Source organism: Pyrinomonas sp. (assembly GCF_040289685.1).
Classification (GTDB): Bacteria; Acidobacteriota; Blastocatellia; order Pyrinomonadales; family Pyrinomonadaceae; genus Pyrinomonas.
The window spans coordinates 1-21,305 of sequence record NZ_PSLQ01000050.1 but is presented as its reverse complement, the minus strand read 5'-3'; the positions used below and the strand labels follow the sequence as shown (position 1 = coordinate 21,305).

Genomic DNA, 21,305 nt, shown 5'->3' with positions numbered 1-21,305 from the left:
GCGAGAGAGGTAAAGCATGCGTGTTGAGGAGAGTCGCCAGCGATCGATCGTCTCATGGGGGGCGAGCGGGAGGCTCTGTGGCCTCCTGCTCTTCTGCTCGCTGTGGAGCGGCGCGCAAGCGGCGACGCTGCAGACCGTTTGGCAGGCCAAATTAGATAGCCCGGTCCGTTTTTACCAAACGACCGATTGGGACGTTGTCGTTGTCGGAACGGAGCGTTCGCTTTACGCCATCGACGCGCAAACGGGAGAGACTTTGTGGCGGCGGCGCGTGCCTGATCTGGACGAGCGTGATGCCGTGCCCTTGCCCGGAACGGACCTGCTTCTGCTGAGCTATGCGGACAAGGATCGTGCGCGCGTCGAGGCGGTCGACCTGCTTTCCGGCCTAGCGCTTTGGCGCTCGGAACGCTTGCGCGGTCAAGCGATGCAAATGGCCGTCGATCTCGATCGCAGGCTGTTGGCTGTCACGGTCGTGCGCAAGACGAAGGAGCGACCGCGCGAAGGTTTCAAACAGCGTCCTGCGATACATGTGCTCGATCTTCGGACCGGAGAGGAGCGCTGGCGGCGCGAGCTTGGGAGCGAGATCGAATTGCTGCCGGCAAGCTGGACCAGCGAGGAGACCGTTTACACGCTCGATAACTACCGCGCGCCGCTCTTCCTCGATGGGCGACTCTACCTCTTTTACGAAGGCGTGACAGCCTACGATGCCGGGACGGGCAGAGCGATCTTGCGCGAGCGCTTCCGCGTCAACGAAGAAGGCCTCGCCTTGACCGAAGCGGATCCCGTCTTCGACGAGCGTTTCCTCTATGTCTCAGGCCGCGGACGCTTGCGCGCCATCGCGCGCGCGACCGGAGAGGTGGCGTGGGAAGCGAAAGACTTGGGCACCACGCCCGAAGTGGTCATCGCGGATCGCACGATCTTCGTGCGCACTGGCGGAACGTTCACGCGCGTGCGCGATGGCCAAGCGGTCGCGCGCGGGCCATACGGCGTCAGCGCCATTGACAAGGAGACGGGACAAACGATTTGGCGTTATAAGGGCGGCGACCGCGGCATCACGAACATCGTCTTGCCTGATCCCAACTTGGTCGTCGTGGCCGATCGCGACGATCTGATCGCCCTCGATGCAAAGACGGGCGAACGGCTTGCAAAGTCGCCACACGAGATCGAGCAAGCGGCGTTCGTCGTGTTGAACGAACGCGGTCAGGCAGTGGTCGGCGGCAGAAACAAGATCGCCGCTTTTGACCCGCGCCGCGGTCAAATGATCTGGCGCGCGCGCTACACTCCGCCCGGTCGCGGCGTGTTGCGCACGGTTGCCGCGATCGCTGCGCGCGCTGTCTCTTTCTATTTCCGTTATGGCCCGCTCTTTAATCTCGCCTATCGCGGCGCACAGCTTGCGCGCGCGGCGGGTGCGTTGCGCTGGTCTGGCCTGAGAGCGCGGGCAGATTTCGGCGACCTCACGTCGCTCGTCACCGATGCCGCGCGCGAACGCGCGAGTTCGCCACTTGCGCTCTTCGGCAGGGCATCGAGCTTGCGCGGCGGCTCTTCTCATACAATCCTCGAGCGCGTCGGCGATGTCGATCTGCAGGACCGATTGCTCGATCGGCTAGACCCATCGCGCCAGTTGGACCGGCTCGCCGGTTTCCTCCGGAGACGCGAACGGCTCGTCGCGCTGCGTGGGCGTTGGATCTACTTTTATACGGACGCTGGCGAATTGGGCGGTCGAGGCTTGGTCGGCGTCCAAATCGACACTGGACGGGCCGAACGTTTCGTGCGCTTGAGTTCGATAGATCCGCGCTTCGTCGTGGACGAAGCTTCCGCCTCAATCTTCATCGCCGACGGCGCTCGTTTCGTCGCTGCCCGTTTCGCTTCGGTTGGCTTAGGAAGGTGAGCGGCGGATCGAGAGTCGAACGACTTGGCGCACCCAGCGAGCGTGGCGCTTTTCGTCCGGCACGACCAGGCGCAAATTGCCTTCCGCTGCAGATAGGTGTTTCCCGTTGCGACGGTCTGCGAGGAGAATGACGCGGTCAGTAAAAGCTTTGTCGATCTCCGGAAGGGCGAAGACCACTTTGTATCCATCAGCCGCTTCGACCAAAAGGAAGAGGCTCAGCTTGTCGCCGCGCAACCTTGTGCCGAACGGGACGCCGACCGATTTGAGCAGATCGTAGAGTTCGATGCCTTCAAAGGTCGCTTCCTCGCCGTCGTGGTCTTTGGCGCGTACGGTTCGGTGTGGGAGCTTAGCGAGATCGGCGGCGGAAAGCTCCGTTGCGCGCACGCCTTCGCCCGCGATGACGAGCAGCTTCTCATCGGTTCTTCCATAGGCTGCAAGTCTCTCCTGGCAACATGGTCCGGCAAACCTCGCTGCGAGCAGCTTTTCGTTGGTCTGCCCGTAGGCCGAAAGAGCCGGTAGTGCGAAGAGGATCAGGCCGAAAACGCGCGCCGCTGAAAGCATGATCGGTCCCTCCCGATGCAAAAGATACCGCCTTTTTCGACATGAAACAACCCTGTGCTGATCAAAGAGAAAGAAACTCTCGTGGTCCTTTGCAGGATTGCATGCTGCGCGGGCGCAGCGATCTAGTTGCGATCAAAGGGAAAGAAACTCTCGTGGTCCTTTGCAGAGGAAATGAAGTCAGCGGCAGTCAGAACGCTTCACGCTTACGGGTCGGGCAAACTGTTGGAGAAATCGCTAGAAGGCGGATTTCTATGGAGGCGGCGGTGGGAATCGAACCCACGAATAAAGGTTTTGCAGACCTCTGCCTTACCACTTGGCTACGCCGCCTCGAATCTTTCAAGGCAAGCAGAAGAAGGGCGAAAGCCGCTCTTTCGCCCTTCAACTGAAATCTTGGAGCGGGAGACGGGATTCGAACCCGCGACTTCGACCTTGGCAAGGTCGCACTCTACCGCTGAGTTACTCCCGCTCAGAGCAGGATATTTATTTTAAGCATTCACAGTCCTTTGTCAAGCGCGACTTGGGTTGTCGTCAGCCCGAGATGAAGCGGCTAGACATCTAGAGACCTAGGCGAGTTTTTGAACTTTGCCTTAACTTGGCTCGGACCAGCGCCTTCGGCCCCTCGCCCCGACTTTATCTACAAGCCAAGCTTTGTTCGCCTGAAGTTCGCAAGGCGTCGCAGGGGCGGCGCGCTTTGTTTACGCGGCCGCGCGATGAATTTTGGGCGCAGGGCGATCGGCGTAGCTTCGAGGCGAATGGGATCGGCTCGACGGGGAAAGGAACGCTCGACGATTTGGTTTCAGCGCTCGGCGAGTTCAGCGATGGTGGCGGCCAAAGAACTGAAGATGGCCGATCCGTCGCTCGATCCGAGCAGATCCTCGCAAGCGCGTTCCGGGTGTGGCATCATGCCGAGCACGTTGCGTCCGCGGTTGCAGATGGCGGCGATGTTCGCGCGCGAGCCGTTCGGGTTGCTTGCTTCGGTGAGCCGTCCGCGCGCATCGCAGTAGCGGAAGACGATTCGTTCTTCGCGTTCGAGTTCGTCGAGCGTCGCGTCGTCGCAGAAGTAGTTGCCTTCAGCGTGAGCGATCGGAAGACGCAGGACCGCGCCTGGAGCGAGCAAGCGCGTGAAGGGCGTCGCGTTGGTCTCAACACGCACGTGCACGTGACGGCAGATGAAATGCAGCTCGCGGTTGCGCATCAGCGCGCCAGGCAGCAGCCCGGCTTCGCAGAGGATTTGGAAGCCATTGCAGATGCCGAGCACGAACCGCCCATGAGCGGCGAACTTGCGCACCGATTGCATCACGGGCGAAAAACGGGCGAGCGCGCCGGCGCGCAAGTAGTCGCCGTAAGAGAAGCCGCCCGGAATGATCACGGCGTCGTATGAACTCAGATCCGTCTCACGGTGCCAGATGAAATCCACGGGCTGGCCCACATGTTTCGAGACGACGTGATAAGCGTCGTGGTCGCAGTTCGATCCGGGAAAGACGATGACTCCGAATTTCATGTTGCCTCGATTTCAATGCGGTAGTCTTCGATGACCGGATTGGAGAGAACTTCGCTCGCCAATCGCTCGACAAGCGCGCGCGCCTCTTTGAGGTCGAGCGATTGATCAAGCGCAACTTCGAAATACTTGCCTTGCCGAACGTCTGCCACTCCGCGCCAGCCCAGCAATTCAACTGAGTGGTGGATGGCTTTCCCTTGCGGATCGAGGACACCCGGTTTCAGCGTCACATAGACTTTCGCCTTCATGCCCTTAACCTTTCGTCGTCAGTTCTCCCGCTCGTCGCTATTGCGTAAATTTATATTGTCTGATAAACTGGCTCCCGTTCCAAGCCGACTTGGGCCTCGCAACTCGATTGTTTCGCACTGCCGTCTCGCCGCAACGCATAACCGGTCGTGTCATCTACCGCTTGAATGAGGTAAGTTTATGCAAAATCAACGACGCGAGAGCGCTTTCAGTTCTCCGAGTGACGAAAGATCAAGCACTGGCCTCGAGAACAACATCGCCGCGTTGCTCTGTTACATTCTAGCCCCGCTAACCGGCATCGTCTTCTACGCAGTCGAGAAGGAAAGTCGCTTCGTCCGTTATCACGCCATTCAATCGATTCTGTTTGGCGTCGCGGCGATCATCATCAGCATCGCCTATAACATCTTTTGGATCATCGTCAGTTCATTCTCGACGATCATCGGACTCCTTTTCAGCTTGGGCGGCTTGTTCCTTTCGCTCCTCTTCTTTGCTGCTTGGGTCTACTGCTTGCTCAAAGCCTATCAGGGGCAGAAGTTCAAGTTGCCCATCATCGGCGATATGGCGGAGCAGTGGACCAGCCGATAGCGCGCCAGTCAACGATCGAAGACGCGAGCGAAGATTCGATCGATGTTGCGGAGATAGGTGTCGAGCGAAAAGACCGCTTCTATCTCTTCGCGCGTCAGATGAGCCGTGATGTCGGCGTCCTGTAGGACGCGCGAACGAAAATCGCCGCCTTCGTCCCACGTCTTCATCGCGTTGCGTTGCACCCACTCGTAGGCCGCCTCGCGGCTGACGCCGGCGCGCGTGAGCGCGAGCAGCAGTTGGCCGCTGAAGATGAGTCCGCGCGTCAGATTCAAATTCTCGATCATCCTTGCGGGATGGACCACGAGCCCGTCGAACAGCTTGGCGCTGCGGTCGAGCATGTAATCGAGCGCGATGGACGAATCCGGAAGGATCACGCGCTCAGCCGAGGAATGCGAGATGTCGCGTTCATGCCAGAGAGCGACGTTCTCCAAGCCGGCAGCCGAATTGGCGCGCACGACGCGCGCCAGCCCGCAAATCCTCTCGGCGAGGATGGGATTGCGCTTGTGTGGCATGGCGCTCGATCCCTTTTGGCCGCGCTTGAAAGGCTCTTCAGCCTCGCGCACTTCGGTCCGTTGCCAGTGGCGCACCTGAAGCGCAAACTTTTCGAGCGAAGCGGCGACGATGGCGAGCGTCGTCAAGTATTCGGCGTAGCGGTCGCGTTGGATGATCTGGGTGGAGACGGGCGCGGGCTGGAGTCCCAAGCGTGCGCAGACGCGCTCTTCCACCTCCGGATCAAGGTGAGCGAAAGCGCCGACGGCGCCGCTGATCTTGCCGACCGCGACCGTTTCGCGCGCGCGTTCGAGTCGCGCCCGATTGCGGCGCATCTCGTCGTACCAGAGGGCGAAAGTCAGCCCGAACGAGGTTGGTTCGGCGTGCACGCCGTGCGTGCGGCCAACCTGCGGCGTGCGTTTGAACTCGAAAGCGCGGCGGCGAAATACTTCCATCAAACTCTCCGTTTTCGCCAGCAGTAGATCGCACGCATCGCGCAACAACAGCGCGTTGGCCGTATCCACGACGTCCGAAGAGGTCAATCCGTAATGGAGAAAACGCGCCGCTTCGCCGACCTGTTCGGCAATGGAGGTTGTAAACGCGATGAGGTCGTGATCGGTGGTCTTTTCGATCTCATGGATGCGCGCGACATCTATGCGCGCGCGGGCGCGTATCTCGACTGCCGCCTCGCGCGGGATGGTTCCCATCTCGGCATGGACATCGCAAACGGCCAGTTCGACTTCAAGCCACTTGCGAAATTTGTTCTCCTCGGACCAAAGCGCGCCCATCTCGGGCAGGGTGTAACGCGGGATCATCGTTCGCTTCGTCTCCGCTGCAGGGCATACGTCTTGGCGCGCGTCAACGACGCGGCCTCTTCATCTGTTCAGCGCCTTTCGTTCAGTTCATGGCGCACGCGCTCTTTGCGCGAGCCGTCGCCCGCCGACTGCTCCCCAGCCCTCAGTGCGCGTGCCAGATCTCGATCCACAAATTGACGAGGTGTCTCGTGTGCGGCCTTTCAGCATGCTTTTCAAATTTCGACCCACGGCGTCGGGTCTTTGGCCGACGAAACGATGATCTTGGTCTGCGGTTGAAAAAGCGAGCCGCGCGCGGCCAGCGCCGTTTCCGCGCAGATGCGCGCCACGTGCGGGTTGTTCGCTCTTTGCGAAAGGTGCGCGAGCACGATGTGCGAGGCCGTGCCGTCGAATCCGTCGCGCAGCCATTCGGCCACTGCGGCGTTTGATAGATGACCCATGCGCGACATGATGCGTTGTTTCAGTTCCCACGGGTAGAGCGTGCAGGCGCGGAGCATGTCGCGGTCGTGGTTCGACTCGATGATGATGGCGGCGCACCCTCGAAGTCGCTCGCGCACGAGCGTCGTGATGTGACCGCAATCGAGCAACAGCGCGATGCGCGCGCCGCGGCAAGCGATGTTCAGGCCGAAATGGTCCACCGCATCGTGCGGCACGTTGAACGGGTGAAAGTCCAGTTCGCCGATGCAGAAAGGCTGGTCCGAACGAATCAGTTCGATGCGATCGCGCAGCGCTTCGGCCCGTCTTTTCGGTTCGTTCGACGACACGTTGCGTCGTTCCGCGATGTAGGCTTGGCGCGTCGCTTCGGTGATGTAAACGGGACAGCGAAGGCTTTTGAGCAACACGCGCAAGCCGCTGGCGTGATCAGCGTGTTCGTGCGTGACGACGACGCCGGCGAGCTGACCGGGATCGCATCCGACTTCGATCAGACGGCGAAACGTTTCGCGCGCGCTCAATCCGGCGTCAATGAGCACGTGCGTCCGATCGTGCGAGACGACGATCGCGTTGCCGGTCGAACCGCTCCCTAGAATGGTGAAACGCATTGGCGGCAAACTCCGCGTCAGATCTCCAACCGCGCGCGATCAACGCGAAAACCGTTCAAATTGCCGAGCGCGCCGAAGCCGAGCGCTTCCGTGCGGAACGCGCGTTGCGCCAACGCTTGCAGTTCTTCGGCTGTAACGGCTTCGATGCGCGCGATGGTCTCCTCGGGCGGGATGCGACGCCCGTGGAGGATCTCTTGACGGGCTAACGTGCCGGCCCGCATGCTCGATGATTCGAGCGCGAGCAGGATGGATGAGATCGCTTGATCTTTGACCAACCGCAGCTCGTCTTCGCCCACGGGCTCGCGCACAATGCGACGCAGCTCGATGAGCGATAAATCCAGCACTTCATCGAGCTGATCCGGCGATGTGCCGGCGTAAATCTGAAACATTCCGACATCGCTGAAAGCGCTGGCCGCTGCGCCGACGGAGTAGGCCAACCCGCGCTCTTCGCGAATCGCTTGCCAGAGCCTGCTCGACGTTCCGCCACCCAAGATCGAAACGAGCAAACTGGCGGCAAAGCGCTCATCGCTCGTCGCCGCTGGCCACGGCGCAGCCAAGATCATGTGGGCTTGTTCCAGATCGCGTTTGCGCTCGATGATGATGGGTGCGGCGATGGTGGGTGCTTTTTCGTACGCTACCGGTGGCGTCGCCATCGAGTGGGCGGCAAAAGCTCGATCCACCAGCTCAACGAGCGCCTCGTGTTCGACGTTACCGGCGGCGGCGACGACGATGTTATGCGTCGCGTAGCCCTGCTGGTGAAAGGCGATGGTCCGCTCGCGGTCGAAGCTGCTGACCGTGGCTGGCGTCCCCTCAATGGGGCGGCCCAGCGAGTGGTTTGGGAAGAAGGCGGCGTTGAAGAGTTCGGCGAGAAGCTCTTCGGGCGTGTCTTCGACCATCTTGATCTCTTCGAGGATGACGCGCTGTTCGACCGCTAGATCGTCTGGGTCGAAGCGTGGTCGCGCAACGATGTCGGCCAGTAGATCCAACGCCTGACCGATGGCCGCGTCGACGACCTTCATCGAAAAGCCCGTGAGTTCGTGCGTCGTGTAAGCGTCTAGGTGGCCGCCCAAGCGATCCGATTCGATGGCGATGTCGAGCGCTGTCCGGCGTTCGGTTCCCTTGAAGACCGCGTGCTCGATGAAGTGGCAGATGCCGTTCAGTTCCGCTGGTTCATGGCGCGAACCGCGTCGAATCCAGACTCCGATGGTGGCCGAACGCAAGCCCGGCATGCGTTCGGTCAACACGGTGACGCCGTTGGGAAGGCAGGTCTTGCGAACTTGTTCCAACATCTCGCGGTGCGTAGAGCCGGTCAGCCACCGGCTTTGGCGATAAAGAAGATCATCGTAACACGGGCGCGGAAAGACGGGCAAATTCATCGGATCGGGGCAGAGGCTCGGCAAGCCTTTCAAAGAGGCGGTGTGGCAAGTCCGTCGCCGCTTCCGGGCTCGTTTAACTGGGCCAGTTGGTTGCGGCGGATGCGCTTCGCAAGCTCCTTCACTTCATGTTATGCTCGACGCCAAGAGCGGAACATTCGAAGGCGTCCAAATTTCAGCATGACTCAAGCGTGTGAGCGGAGACGGATTGGTGACCGGCCCGCTATGCGTGCAACACAAAAAAGGTTCTTTCTCTTGAAATAGCTGATCGGGGCGGAGTGCAATATGCTGCGAAGATTCAGCGGGGTGCGGCGCGTCGTGATCACAGGCGTTGGGTGCGTAACGCCCATCGGCATCGGGCGCGAGGCTTTTTGGCGCGCGCTGTTGGCTGGGGAGAGCGGCGTGCGGCGCATCGAAAGCTTCGATGTCTCCTCGTCTCCGGTGAAGATCGCTGCCGAAGTGCGCGACTTCGATTGGGAGCGGGAGCTTGCGCCGCGCGACCGACGGCACGTAGCGCGCACCGTGCCGCTCGCGCTGGCCGCAGCGCGCGAGGCGTTGGCCGACGCGCGTCTTCAGCCGAACGATCTCGGTTTGGAAGAGCGTCGCGCTTTCGGCGTCGTTTTAGGAACGGGCGGCGGCGGTTTAGCCTTCACCGAGCAGCAATACGAATACTGGTACGTCGGGCCGCGACACAAGGCGAGCGTTTACACCATCCCCTCTTCGACGCACGGCGGATTGTCGAGCGAGCTTTCGATGGCCTTTAACTTGCGCGGACTCTCGCACGTCATCTCAACCGGTTGCACGAGTTCGACCGATGCAATCGCCTATGCGGCCGAACATATCGCTCTTGGGCGACAGAGTGTCGTGCTCACTGGCGGCGTGGATGCGCCGATTGCGCCCGGAATCTTGGCTGCCTTCAACTTGATGACCGTATTGACTAGTGACTGGAACGATGAGCCGCAGCGCGCCTCGCGCCCGTTCTCGCGTGACCGATCCGGCATGGTCTTAGGCGAAGGGGCGTGGATCCTCGTCCTCGAAGAGCGCGAGCGCGCGCTCGCCCGTGGGGCCACCATCTACGCTGAGATCACAGGCTATGGCGCGACCTGCGACGCTTATCATCGCGTGCGGTTGGATGACACGGGCGAGGAACCAGCGCGCGCCATCCGCCTTGCGCTCGAAGATGCCGGGCGGCGTCCGGAAGAGGTCGATTACGTTAACCTGCACGGCACTTCGACTGTGCTCAACGACCGCACGGAGACGCGCGCGCTCAAGATTGCGCTCGGCGATCATGCGCGGCGGACGCCGATGTCGGCCACCAAATCTCAGATCGGCCATCCGCAGGGAGCTTCGGGGGCCGCTGGTGTCGTCGCCGCGCTCTGTGCCATGCATAGGGGGCGCATTCCGCCGACCATCAATTTGGACGAACCGGACCCGGAGTGTGACCTCGACTACGTGCCACACGTCGCGCGCGAGGCGGTGGTGCGCGTTGCCGTTTGCAACTGCATCGGCTTTGGCTCGAAAAACAGCGCGCTCGTCATCGAGAGGGTGTAAGGAGCCGCGCCGCGGCGCTCGCCGTTTGCATTGGACGGGGGCCGACCTGTTTGTTGGGAAAGGCACAGAGGGATGTTCAACCGCTTCCGCCAGCGCAGCTACGAACCAGAACATCTGGACGTAGGCGACTACACGCCCGAAGAGTATCAAGGATGTTTGCGCGAATTGCAACGCGTCAACCGGTTCTTGGGCGATGAACGCGCGCTTCGCGCTGCTTTGTTTGACGAGATGGCGCGTCTCTCACAACGGTCCATCTCCGTGCTCGATGTCGGGGCCGGTTCGGGCCACCTTTTGCGCGTCATCGTGCGATGGGGGCGTGCGCATGGCAAAAGGGTCCGCGCCGTCGGCGTGGAATTGAACGCGCGCGCGGCACGCGCCATCGCGGATGAGTCGCGCTGCTTTGAAGAGATCGCCGCTGTGCGCGCCGACGCGCGCTCGCTGCCATTCGGCGACGGCGCTTTCGATTACGCCATCAGTTCGCTCTTTCTTCACCACTTCTGCGAGGCTGAGATCATCCACTTGTTAAACGAGATGGCGCGCGTCGCGCGATGCGTCGTCGCCATCGATCTACAGCGTCACTGGCTCGCTTACTACGCCTACGTTACCATCGGGCCTTTTTTCTTGCACAATCGTTTGGTGCGCGAAGATGGCGCGCTTTCGATTCGCCGCGGTTTTCGCCGCGATGAACTGCTCTCCCTAGCTCGCGCGTCGCAGCTAGAGCAAGTCGCGGTGCGCGCCCGATTTCCGTTTCGCCTCGTGTTGCGAGCCTCCAAGGAGAACGCAAAATGAATTGCGGCGACAGGATCATCATCGTCGGCGGCGGACCGGCAGGAGCGAGTCTGGCGATCCGTCTGGCGCGACTCGGTTTCAAGGTCGATCTTTTTGAAGAGCGCCGTTTCCCGCGCCACAAACTCTGCGGCGAATTCATCTCGCCCGAATGCGTGCGCCACTTCGCGCAGCTCGGCCTCCTCGATCGAATAGAGGGGGCTGGCGGGGCGCGCCTTCGGCGAACCGTTTTCTATTCGTCGCGCGGGCGGAGCTTCGTCGTTCCGAGCGCGTGGTTCGGCGGGCACGCTTGGGGATTGAGTCGCGCTCGCCTGGACGATCTGCTGCTCGATCAAGCGCGCCGCGCTGGAGCTGAGATCCACGCCGAGACGCGCGTCACCGGCTTGATCGAAGAAGATGGGCGAATCGTCGGCGTCATCGCGCGCAACGCCGTCGGCACACAGCAATTGTCTGCCGAACTGATCGTCGATGCCACGGGACGGCGTCGCGCGCTCGCGCGCAAGTTCGAAAGATCCCGAACCAACGCTAGCAGACGCGCGCCTTCGCTCGTCGCGTTCAAAACACACTTGCGTGGAGCGCGTCCATCGAATGAAACCTGCGAGATCTACCTTTACCGCTGCGGTTACGGCGGACTCAGTCCCGTCGAAGACGGATTGTGCAACCTCTGTTTCATCGTCGCGGCCCACGAGGTGCGCGCTCACGGTGGAGACGCGGACGCACTACTGCGTCGAATCGTCTGCACCAACGCCCGCGCCGCCAAGACGCTGCGCGACGCGCGGGCGGTGCTTCCGTGGTCGAGCGCATCCATCGAGCGGTTCGGACGGATGAAGCTCGCGCCAGCGCCCAACCTGCTCGCTGTTGGCGATGCGGCATCTTTCATCGATCCTTTCACGGGAAGCGGCTTACTGCTTGCGCTCGAAAGCGGCGAAACGTTGGCACATGCCATCGAAACTAACTGGCGCAGCGCAGGTGCGTGGGATGAACTCAAAGGCGATTACGCGCGCCGCTACGAAGCGCGCTTTGGTCGGAGGCTACATTGGTGCGCTGCCTTCAGACGTTTCGCTTTCGCTCCGCAACGCGCGATTGAAGCAGGGGCCATGCTTTTGGCGGCAAGCGAGCGCGCGCTCCGCCATGTAGCGCAGGCGACGCGCGCCCGTCGAGCGCGCTAGCTGGCGGCACGCGCCATATGTTCGCGCGTTCAACAAAAGTCTTGCAGCGAAGAACTTTTTCGGGTAAAAGATGCGTGTCGCTCGTCTGGCATGCAATCTTTGACAACCGAGACGTCCGTAATTTCATGGGGAGCTAACGGCGCTGCGGCCAACCGACCGGATGAAAAGCGCGCGCCCGTTGTCGAAGCTTTTCCCACCCAAAACTTTGAAGGGGAGATCTCATTTTATGAACGCGGACCTTGTTCGTTGCTGCAAGCTCTTGCGCAAAGGGCTTCTCTTGGCTTTCTGCTTTTTGGCGTTGGTCGTTGCCGCGAACGCTCAAGCGCAATCGAACGCGGCGGATTTGGGCGGCTTCATCCGCGATCCGCAAGGGGCGCTTGTCGCCGGGGCGACCGTCACGGCACGCAACCCAGCCATCAATCTGGTTCGCTCAACGACGAGCAATTCCGAGGGCTACTACCAGTTGCTCAACCTTCCGCCCGGCGAGTACGAAGTGACCGTTGAGGCGCCGAACTTCAAGCGCGCCGTGCTCACAAACGTTCGCTTGACGGTGGGCCAACGCGCCGACCTCGACGTGACGCTCGAGGTCGGGCAGATCGGCGAGACGGTGACGGTCTCGAGCGTGGCCACCGAATTGATCGAAACGTCGCGCACGGCGGTGGCCAACACCATCGAACAGCAGCGCATCGATAACCTGCCGATCAACGAGCGAAGCTATCTCAACTTCGCGCTGACGCTCTCAAACGTCACGCGCGACAACACGCGCCCGATCGGTCCGGCGCCCACTTCAGGTCTGAACATCGGCGGGCAACGCGGGCGATCCAATCTCGTCCAAGTCGATGGCGCGGACAATACGGATAATTCGATCAACGCTGCGCGTTCCACCGTCAGTCAGGAGGCGGTGCAAGAGTTTCAAGTCGTGACCAACTCCTTCATGCCGGAATTCGGGCGCTCGGCTGGCGGCGTGATCAACGTCGTCACCAAGTCCGGGACCAACGAGCTGCGCGGCAACCTGTTCGGTTTCATCCGCCACAAATCAATTCAGGCGCGCAATCCTTTTGCGCCCATCATCGACAACGATCCGAACAAAAAGCCGCCTTTCACCCGCGCGCAGTACGGCGCGACGCTCGGCGGTCCGCTCGCCAAAGACCGGACGTTCTTCTTCTTCTCCTTCGAGCAACGAAGGCGGCAAGAGTCCGGCTTCTTCACGAGCGACGTCGCGCAAGGGTTGACCTCGAGCGTGACCATTGGCGCACCTTTTCTGCCTTTCACGCAGACTTTTAACTTCCTGACCTCAGCGCAAGCCGCTTACGTGCAAGGGTTGTTGCAAGCGGCGCAGGCGGCTGCCGCTGGCGGCAACGCGGCTTTAAGCGCGCAGCTTGCGCAGGCTGCCATCCAGTATGCGGCGCTCGCTTCGAGCGGCGGCAACACGGCGCTGACCGGCAACAACCCGTTGCGCAGCCCCGGCGGCGCGATTCCAGCCGGACAGGTAGTCGGACCGCGTTTCTTCCTATCGGGCGCGCCTGTTCCTGCGGGCACGCTCAACGCACAAGGGCAGCCGATCGCTTTTCGCCCGCTGTTGTTGTTGCAGCGCATCTTCCCGATCTCGGAAGCGACGACCTTCTCCTCTTTCAGGCTGGACCACCGGATCACGTCGAACAACATTCTGACGCTGCGCTTCGGCTACAATCCGAGCGACATCACGGGCATTCAGGTCGAATCACAGAACCAAGCGCTCGGTCAGAACGATTTTTCGCGCACCGGCATCCAGCAAATACGCGACTCGACCTTTGTCGCCACGCTCGCTTCCACGCTCTCGAGCCGCGTCGTCAACGAAGCGCGTTTTCAGTTCGCGCAGCGGCGTGCCGTCTTCCGTTCGCAAAACGGCGATGCCGTGGCATTCAACATCACGGGCACAGCATTCATCGGGCGCGAGCTTTTCTCGCCCGTTGTGCGCACGGAGAACCGCTACCAGTACACGGACAATTTGAACGTCGTCGCCGGCACGCACACGTTGAAGTTCGGCGCCGACATCAACTTCATTCGCATCCCGGAAGCGATCTTCGAGCTGAACTTCGCCGGGTTGTTCAATTTCGGCGGGTTGCCGGCGACCACGCTCGCCGCCTTCCCGACGGTTGGCAACCTCGCGCCGCCGGACTTTACGCCCGTGCAGCAGTATGGCTTGGGGTTTCCGAACAATTTCATTCAGGGCTTCGGCGACCCGGTCAGCCGCTTGTCGAATAAACCGCTTGCCTTCTTCGGGCAGGATTCGTGGAAGATCGGGCGGCGCGTGACGCTCAACTACGGCGTGCGCTACGATGTGGAGTTGACCGAGCAGATCGAACCCGTCGGCTTTACGGATCCGCTCACCGGCATCCGGCTCTCCGCCGATGACGTGCGCGCGGCGCAGGCGGCGCTCGGCGTGCGACAGGGCATCCCGCGCGACAAAAACAATATCGCGCCGCGCCTCGGCATCGCGTGGGACGTCGAAGGCAATGGCGCGACGGTGCTCCGCGCGGCGATCGGCCTCTTCTACGATAAACCGCTGCAGGCCATCGCCTTCAACTCCGACATCGCCGATGCGGCGCAGCAGCAGCAACTGGTGCTCTTGCCGGGCAGTCCCGCGCCGACCGCGTTGCTAAACGCGACGCAAGTCTTTCAAGGCACGGTCTGCGCGCAAGCCAGCCCATCGCCCATCTGTCCACCGGGATTGCAGACGCCGGGCGTTGCGCGCACGGCGCAGTATCAGTTCGGTCGGCAGCGCTTCAACGATCAAACCTTCACTGGTTTTGGGCCGGTTTTGCCGTTCACTTTGCCGATCGCGGCGGATTTTGAATACGCCTACGCGACGCAAGCCAATCTGGCGCTTGAGCGTCGTTTGAGCGACAACATGGCCCTATCCGTGAGCTATCTGTTCGTCGGCACACGCCACTTGCCACGGCCTTTGGACGTCAACGCGCCGTTCGTCGATCTGCAGATCGAAAACTTCCGCCGTTACGCCAATCGTTTGCCGACCAACACGACGGAAGTGGCGTTGGCGACCGCCGGCCTCTTCCCAACGACGGCGCCCGGTTCGACCTTCGCCAACCCTCTGACGGGCGAGACCTTCGTCGTCATCTTGCCCGGGATCATCGTGCAGGGACCGCGCGGGCGCGTCATTTCGCCGGCGATCGCGAACTTCTTCCGTCCAAGTGGGCCGAACTACTTTCTCGCCGCCGCCGTTTCTGGTGGCGCGATCACCAAAGCGGTGCTCGATTCTCAGCTCGCCGGCACGCTGCGCTCGCCCGGCGTGCTCGCGCCTTACGGTTCGGTCAACGCGCAAGTTTCCAACGGCAACTCCAACTACAACGGCATGAACGTTGAGCTTCGTCGCCGCTTTGCGAACAACTTCCAGTTCCTCGCTTCCTACACTTGGTCGCACACGATCGATGATTCGAGCGACTTGCAGACCCTGCTTTTACCGCAAGACAACCGGAATCTGCGCGCTGAGCGGTCCGATTCGCTCTTCGATCAACGGCACCGCTTCGTCTTCAGCGGCGTTCTCACCTCGCCGCCTGCATGGCGCAACGGCACGGGCGCACAGCGGTTCTTCGCCGACTTCATCATCGCGCCGATCATCGAGATCTCTTCGGGCCGACCGTTCAACATTTTGACCGGCTTCGACACGAACAACGATCAATCGAATCAAACGGACCGGCCTAATGTCCTGCCCGATGGAAGGCTTGTCGTGCCGCCGCCGTTTTCGACGGGAAGTTTGGGACGCAACCGCGGCATCACCCACTCTTACGCTTCGGTCGATCTAAGAGTGACGCGCGCCATACGCTTCGGCGAGCGCGTTCGTTTGGACATCATCGCCGAAGGCTTCAACCTCTTCAACCGTTTCAATGAAGCGGCTGCGTCGCCCTTCTTCCAAGACGTCAACGCTTTCGGTCAGCGCGGTCCCGGTGGGCGCTACTACAGCCGCCCGACAGCCGCTTACGACCCGAGACAGTTTCAGTTCGGCTTGAAGCTGAACTTCTGATTCGTCGCCAACCGGACGGAGACGAAAGGGGCGATCGGGTTTGGGGTGCCCGGTCGCCTCTTCAATATCAAGCGGGAGCCAACGGAACCGAAGCGCTCAAAGTTGGCCGTATGCCGATCGCGAATCTAAGCCACAGCGAACTTCGCTCCTCGACACCGCATCGCAAGTGCTAGCATTTCGTCGTCGAGGATGAACCGAGATCTAATGCGCTTTGATGTAAAGCGCCAGAGAGAAGGGAGGACGGCGGCACTCCTCGCGCAGCCTTCATGGCCGGGGTCAGCAAGTGCCGCCGTGATCTGATAGATGAGAAGAGCGTTATTGGTGCTGATGATCGTGATCGCTTTCGTCTCCGGCGTTCGCGCGCAATCCGGCAACGTGCGCCCGCGCCGCGTGAATCCGCCGAGCGACTCGACGAAGGCGCGGACCGCCTCCAACGCCGATGCGCCGCGACTTGATACTTCGCGCGCCTACGCGCTTTTGCAGCAGAAACAATACGAGGCGGCGCTTGCCGAAGCGAGAAAAATCGCGCTGGCCGAACCGCAAAACGCCGAGGCATGGAAGATCGTCGGTTTCGCCGAACTGAATCTGAGGCGTTTCAAAGAGGCGGCTGAATCGCTGCAACGCGCTTATGAACTACAACGCGCCGCCGGCGAAGAAGACGCCAACACGCGCGATGCGCTGGCCCAAGCGCTGGTCCGGTCCGATCAGTTCGACAAAGCCCTGCCCTTGCTCGTCGCTGCAACGACGCGCCCCGGAGCCAAGCCGGACGCCGGATTGCTCTACTACCGAGGATTAGCCGAATTCCGCACAGGGCGAACCGAGGAGGCGCGCCGTTCGTTTCAAGAGGTAGTCAAAATCGAGCCGCGCAACAGCGCCGCGCTCTTCTACCTCGGGCGCATCGCCTACGAACGCGGCGAACTCGACGGCGCGATCGTCATGCTCAATCGCGCAACGCAAAGCGACCCGCGGCTCGCCGAAGCGTGGACCTTGTTGACCATCGCCTATCTTCGCCGCGCGTCCGGCAGCGCGGATCAAACGCAAGCCCGGGCCGATTATGCCAACGCCGTGCGGACGGGCGAATCGCTTTACAACTTGAAGTCCGATGTGCCATCGGCGCTGCTCTACGGCCAAGCTTTGGTCTATGCCGGACAATACGCGCGCGCCGCGTCCGTGCTTGAACGCGCCACCGCGGCCAACTCACAAGCGGACGGAACGGCGTTCTATCTTCTCGGCGTCGCGCAGTCACGGCTGAAGAACTTTCCACGCGCAATCGTTGCGCTGGAAAGGGCCGCGACTTTGCTCGCCAACGATGCGGGCGTCTATCGCGAACTCGGCTACGCCTACGAAGCCACCAAGCAATATGCCAAAGCGCTCGCTGCCTACGAGCGCGGACTGAGCCTTGCGCCCAACGATGCCGATTTGAAGGAGTCGGTCGAGCGCGTGCGCCCATTCGCCAAATAGCTGCGCCGCCCGTGACTGGATGCACGACGGGCGAGATCGCCGCAGTGGCACGCCGAGCGGCCCTTTTGGGCGCTTGAATCCGGGGCGGAGAAGGAGTAGCATGCGCTTTATGACGTGGATGAAAAGTCATCGCATGGATGAAACGAAAGTGAAATCGCTGAACGGAACGGTTGCGTTTTTGATCGTGTTGCTCGTCCTCGCCGTACAGGACGCAATGGCGGCTCCGTGGCAAGGGATTGAGCCTCTTCGATCAAGACGCGCTGATGTGGAGCGGATTTTAGGCAAGCCGCTCGGAGCGGCATCCGACGCGGCCACTGAACTTCGCTTTCGCATCGTCGGCGGGAGGGTGACGGTGACGTTCGTCACGCCTAGGTTCATCGAGACGAAAAGGCTCGATCCGAACTTGGCCGGCACGGTTTTGCAAGTGGTCGTCGATTACGACAACGCCGCTGACACGCCGCAATCGCTCGGCATTCAGAACGATGCGAACTTCGCGCGCGAAGAGCGCGGTCCGATCGCCATCTACCGGAATCAGAGAGAGGGCATCGTCTATAGCTTTCTGAACGGGCGTTTGCGCCGCGCGTATTATAGCCCGTCGGCTGAACAGTTGAGCCGCGCGCAGCGTCGCTGAAGGCGAGCAGGATCTTTCGCGGAGCGGAGGGAAGAGGTGGTCTTATCCAGCATCATCGACGCAGCTATTGACGGCAAGCTCGAAGATTTGGCGTCCTTCGTTAAGGAGTGGCGAAAGGAACTGCGTATCGGCGTCAAGCTTCTGCTTTCGCTTGCGGCTGAGAAAAACGCGAAGCAAGTGGAGACGGCGGTCAAGCAGAGTGTGCGTGCGGGGCGTGCTCCGGGTGCTTGGCCATCTAAGGAGTGGGATCAAGCGATCGTGCGACGCTTCGCGCCCGTTTGGCGGTCGCACGAGGAAGCGCGCCAGTGGAGCAAGGAGGTCTTGCAAGACCGCGTGACTTTTGCCGCCGATGGCAGCCAAGCCGTGATCGAAGATCTTTGGCCCTGCGTCGCCTTTGTGCAAGTTGCGACGTTTGAGAACCCGCACCGCGAAAATGGCGGCTACCGCAAGAGCGTGGTCAACGATTTGATCACGTTGTTCGGCCCCGATGATTACGACCCGCAAGCGGAGAACGATGTCAAGTTCCGACGTTTTCAACTTGAAGTGGAGAGCCTCGCCCGCTTCGTCGAAGAGCGACGCGGCTGGCGAGAACGCAAAGAGCGCATGCCGCTCGGATTTTTCGACGGCTCGTTGCTCGTCTCGCTCTCGCCGCCGCACACGCTGCCGCAGGCGAACCGCTGGCAGCAACGTTACGCCGAAGAGATCCAAAAGCTGGTGCGCGTCTCGCATGAGGCGCACGTGCCGGTCATCGGCTACATAGATCAGAGCCTAGCACGCGACGTCGTTCGTTTGCTGAATACTTTGGAGGGGGGCGAGCGTTTCTCCAAGCTTTTGGATGTACACTTATTCAACCCGGAATTTTTGAAGGAGGCGCGCGTGCCATCTGAAGGTGGACGGCGCCTTTCGGACGAGTCGGTGGATCGCCTCGCGCTCAACGGTTGGGGCGACCGGACGATCTTCTTCTATTGCCTGCGCGAAGGTCCGGATACCCCGCGCGCAGAGCGGCGCGATGATTGGAACCCACCTATCGGTTTCGCTTATATTCGTACCAACGGCGTCGGCGGTCCAGCTAGGTTGGACATCCCTTCTTGGGTCTACGAAGAAGGGCTTTTAGATGAAGTGGTCGATGTCGTGCGTGCCGAGTGCGTTGTGGGAAACGGCTATCCTTACCCGATCGAGGCCGCCGATGCGGCTTCGGTCATTCGATCAGCGGATCGTCATCTGCTCGCCGAAAGAGTGCTCCAGCAGGCACAAAAGAGAAGTATACCGCTCGGGCTTTCGCGCAAGATGCTGAGCAAGGAACGAAGACGTTGACTGAGCCGTTGACCAAAGACGAAGACCGAGCAACGCTCGTATGCCGTTCGTGCGGTACCGTGCAGCGGCGCGCGACGGCTCGTTTTTGCGCCTCGTGCGGTGGCCGACTCGAAAGCGACTACGCTCCCTTGAGCGCGCTTCGCGCTTCGTACCGTTTCGCCATCGTTCGACATCCCGAAGAGCGCGCGAACGCGCGCGATGAATCGTTGCGCGCCGTTGATCTTCGCGCTTCTACGGCGCTCGCTTTCATGATCTATTCGCTCGTGCCCTACGTTGGCGTCATCTTCAGTCCGGGCGCTTTGTTGTTCGGTCTGCTGGGGGTATGGCGACATGGGGCGCGCCGCCGCGCATCGGTCGTGGCGTTGGTCGGCGGATCTTTAATCCTCCTCTTTCAACTCTTTTTGTGGTGGATCCTCTACAAGATCCCGGAGTGGTCGCGATGAGAACAAGGCGCCAAAAAGTAGCACGCATCGTCCATTCTAACTCTCATATCGATTACGTCGGGCGCGTTCTGGATCGTTTCGAGGTGAACGAGCCGCCTTCGCTAGCCGATTACGGTTTTGGGCAGTTCGTCAACATTCCGATCGAGGGACAAGAGATCGTCGGCGTGATCTATAATTCTTTGCTCCTTAATCCGGAGTACGGCAACCACGGGCCGCGCCTTTCGCCGTCGCCTGATCTCGCCGTTTTCAGTCCGGACTTTCTGGCCGAACAAGGCGTGCTCATCGGCATTCTCGCGCTCGGTTGGCATTCCGATGGTAAAGTGCATCACGGCATCCCGTCGTATACGATTCCCGTCGGCGCAGAGGTCTATCGCATGGAAGACGACGAATGGCGGCATTTCCATTGCGACGAGCGGGGGCGGGTTCGCTTACATTACTTCGTGCACATAGTAGCTCACGCACGTGATTTCGCTTTGCCTTTGATCGATCGAATCCTTGGTCGACTCGAGCCGTTGTGCTCCGAAGAGGAACGCAAACGACTCTGCGTCCTCAAGAAGTCGCTTTCGTGGGGGCAACTCTTCAGTCGAACGCGGTTCTAAACGCCCAGCGGGGCGACTTCTTCGTGTTGCGAGGCGCTGCCGTTGAGCAATAAAATCGTCCCGAAAGGACTTCCGCTCATCGGAGGAGTGGCCATGAACAGGGTCTTCGTGACGCTCTCTCTCGCCATCTTTTCGTGCGTTCTCGCGTCGGCTCAGGTGCGTCCGCGCGTCGCCGAAGAGAAGACGTCCGCTGTGCCGCCCGCGCCGCCAAGCTTCAAGGCGAAATACGAGGGCGGCGTCCTCGGTTACAACCGCAAGCTCGACGGCATGTTGCAGTTCGACGATGCGAACGGCCGTTTGGTCTTCCGCGACAAGCAAGGCAAAGAGGTCTTCAGCTTGCCTTATCGTGCGATTATTGCTGCTTTCGCCGACACGCGCTCGCGCCGTCCGACAGCAGCTACGGTGATCGGCAGCATCCCCGCTCCATATGGCGCCAACATTCCGGCGTGGTTTGTCAGAAAGAAGTACCGCTATTTGACCTTGCAGTTTAGCGATCCGGACACCAACGTGTCGGGCGTGACGAGTTTCAAGATCGATGATAAACAGCTTCTCGCCTCGGCGCTCAATACGTTGGCCGCAAAAGCTGGTCTTGAACAGCGCGGCGAAGCTTTTGTGCGCAAACGCGACCGACAGATGTAGGAGCGGAAAGTTTTGCGCGCAACCAGCGTAGGTCGGGCGAATAAAGAGTGTACGCTAGGAGTCGTCGGCGACCTGCAGCGCTTAGCTTGAGTTCGAGTGGACGGGAAGTAAAGGCCCGGGTGCACACGACGAATCGTCTGCGACGCTGCGCGCGAACGTCGTGCCTTGCCTGAGTGCACACGACGAATTGTCTGTGACCCGC

At 61.0% G+C, this 21,305-nt stretch carries 18 protein-coding genes and 2 tRNA genes; 12 read left to right on the top strand and 8 right to left on the bottom strand.

Features of this window, described 5'->3' with window-relative positions; translation table 11 throughout:
* The first annotated feature begins 16 nt into the window (after positions 1-16).
* Complete coding sequence (locus tag C4334_RS10895) at positions 17-1,885, top strand: outer membrane protein assembly factor BamB family protein (protein ID WP_352432113.1); 1,869 nt, start codon at positions 17-19, stop codon at positions 1,883-1,885.
* Here C4334_RS10895 and C4334_RS10890 read toward each other — a convergent pair.
* From C4334_RS10890 to purS, 5 genes are all read right to left on the bottom strand, one after another.
* Positions 1,874-2,446, bottom strand: coding sequence for a molybdopterin-dependent oxidoreductase (locus C4334_RS10890; RefSeq protein WP_352432112.1), 573 nt, complete (start codon positions 2,444-2,446; stop codon positions 1,874-1,876). The two genes, C4334_RS10895 and C4334_RS10890, sit on opposite strands and share 12 nt — an antisense overlap.
* 252 nt (positions 2,447-2,698) lie before the next feature.
* Positions 2,699-2,773, bottom strand: a tRNA-Cys gene (locus C4334_RS10885).
* A gap of 64 nt (positions 2,774-2,837) precedes the next feature.
* A tRNA-Gly gene (locus tag C4334_RS10880) sits at positions 2,838-2,912 on the bottom strand.
* Between the two features lie 330 nt (positions 2,913-3,242).
* A complete protein-coding gene (gene purQ, locus C4334_RS10875; RefSeq protein ID WP_352432111.1) occupies positions 3,243-3,947 on the bottom strand; it encodes a phosphoribosylformylglycinamidine synthase subunit PurQ in 705 nt (234 codons plus the stop codon).
* A complete protein-coding gene (gene purS / locus C4334_RS10870; RefSeq protein ID WP_352432110.1) occupies positions 3,944-4,192 on the bottom strand; it encodes a phosphoribosylformylglycinamidine synthase subunit PurS in 249 nt (82 codons plus the stop codon). Before purS ends, purQ begins: the two co-directional genes overlap by 4 nt.
* Positions 4,193-4,370: 178 nt before the next feature.
* Between purS and C4334_RS10865 the strand changes: the two genes are divergently transcribed.
* A complete protein-coding gene (locus tag C4334_RS10865) occupies positions 4,371-4,775 on the top strand; it encodes a DUF4870 domain-containing protein (protein ID WP_352432109.1) in 405 nt (134 codons plus the stop codon).
* A gap of 8 nt (positions 4,776-4,783) precedes the next feature.
* Here C4334_RS10865 and purB read toward each other — a convergent pair whose 3' ends face one another.
* The 3 genes from purB to C4334_RS10850 form a co-directional block, all read right to left on the bottom strand.
* Positions 4,784-6,079 (bottom strand): adenylosuccinate lyase, encoded by a 1,296-nt coding sequence (gene purB, locus C4334_RS10860; RefSeq protein WP_352432108.1) that lies wholly within the window; start codon positions 6,077-6,079, stop codon positions 4,784-4,786.
* Between the two features lie 212 nt (positions 6,080-6,291).
* Positions 6,292-7,116, bottom strand: coding sequence for an MBL fold metallo-hydrolase (locus C4334_RS10855; RefSeq protein ID WP_352432107.1), 825 nt, complete (start codon positions 7,114-7,116; stop codon positions 6,292-6,294).
* Positions 7,117-7,133: 17 nt separating this feature from the next.
* Positions 7,134-8,405 carry a M16 family metallopeptidase gene (locus C4334_RS10850; protein WP_352432106.1) on the bottom strand — a complete coding sequence of 424 codons (1,272 nt, stop codon included), beginning with the start codon at positions 8,403-8,405 and terminating at the stop codon, positions 7,134-7,136.
* Positions 8,406-8,774: 369 nt separating this feature from the next.
* On the opposite strand from C4334_RS10850, the gene C4334_RS10845 reads away from it, so the two are divergent.
* The 10 genes from C4334_RS10845 to C4334_RS10800 all read left to right on the top strand — a co-directional run bounded on the left by C4334_RS10845 (position 8,775) and on the right by C4334_RS10800 (position 21,103).
* On the top strand, positions 8,775-10,040 hold the full coding sequence (locus tag C4334_RS10845; protein WP_352432105.1) for a beta-ketoacyl-[acyl-carrier-protein] synthase family protein: 1,266 nt from the start codon (positions 8,775-8,777) through the stop codon (positions 10,038-10,040).
* A gap of 72 nt (positions 10,041-10,112) precedes the next feature.
* Positions 10,113-10,829, top strand: a complete 717-nt coding sequence (locus tag C4334_RS10840) for a methyltransferase domain-containing protein (RefSeq protein ID WP_352432104.1) — start codon at positions 10,113-10,115, stop codon at positions 10,827-10,829.
* Complete coding sequence (locus tag C4334_RS10835) at positions 10,826-11,995, top strand: NAD(P)/FAD-dependent oxidoreductase (RefSeq protein WP_352432103.1); 1,170 nt, start codon at positions 10,826-10,828, stop codon at positions 11,993-11,995. Before C4334_RS10840 ends, C4334_RS10835 begins: the two co-directional genes overlap by 4 nt.
* A gap of 226 nt (positions 11,996-12,221) precedes the next feature.
* Positions 12,222-16,016 (top strand): outer membrane beta-barrel protein, encoded by a 3,795-nt coding sequence (locus tag C4334_RS10830; RefSeq protein ID WP_352432102.1) that lies wholly within the window; start codon positions 12,222-12,224, stop codon positions 16,014-16,016.
* Positions 16,017-16,319: 303 nt separating this feature from the next.
* Positions 16,320-17,477: a tetratricopeptide repeat protein gene (locus C4334_RS10825; protein WP_352432101.1), complete on the top strand. Its 1,158-nt coding sequence runs from the start codon at positions 16,320-16,322 to the stop codon at positions 17,475-17,477.
* Positions 17,478-17,610: 133 nt separating this feature from the next.
* The gene (locus C4334_RS10820; protein ID WP_352432100.1) at positions 17,611-18,108 is read left to right on the top strand and encodes a hypothetical protein; all 498 of its coding nucleotides are present in this window, start codon (positions 17,611-17,613) and stop codon (positions 18,106-18,108) included.
* Positions 18,109-18,144: 36 nt separating this feature from the next.
* A complete protein-coding gene (locus C4334_RS10815; RefSeq protein ID WP_352432099.1) occupies positions 18,145-19,422 on the top strand; it encodes a DNA double-strand break repair nuclease NurA in 1,278 nt (425 codons plus the stop codon).
* Positions 19,419-19,865 carry a hypothetical protein gene (locus C4334_RS10810; protein ID WP_352432098.1) on the top strand — a complete coding sequence of 149 codons (447 nt, stop codon included), beginning with the start codon at positions 19,419-19,421 and terminating at the stop codon, positions 19,863-19,865. The genes C4334_RS10815 and C4334_RS10810 overlap by 4 nt, the downstream gene beginning before the upstream one ends.
* Entirely contained in the window at positions 19,862-20,464 is a 603-nt protein-coding gene (locus tag C4334_RS10805; RefSeq protein WP_352432097.1) for a DUF8166 family protein, read from the top strand. The genes C4334_RS10810 and C4334_RS10805 overlap by 4 nt, the downstream gene beginning before the upstream one ends.
* A 93-nt stretch (positions 20,465-20,557) precedes the next feature.
* Positions 20,558-21,103, top strand: coding sequence for a hypothetical protein (locus C4334_RS10800; protein ID WP_352432096.1), 546 nt, complete (start codon positions 20,558-20,560; stop codon positions 21,101-21,103).
* Positions 21,104-21,305: the final 202 nt, after the last annotated feature.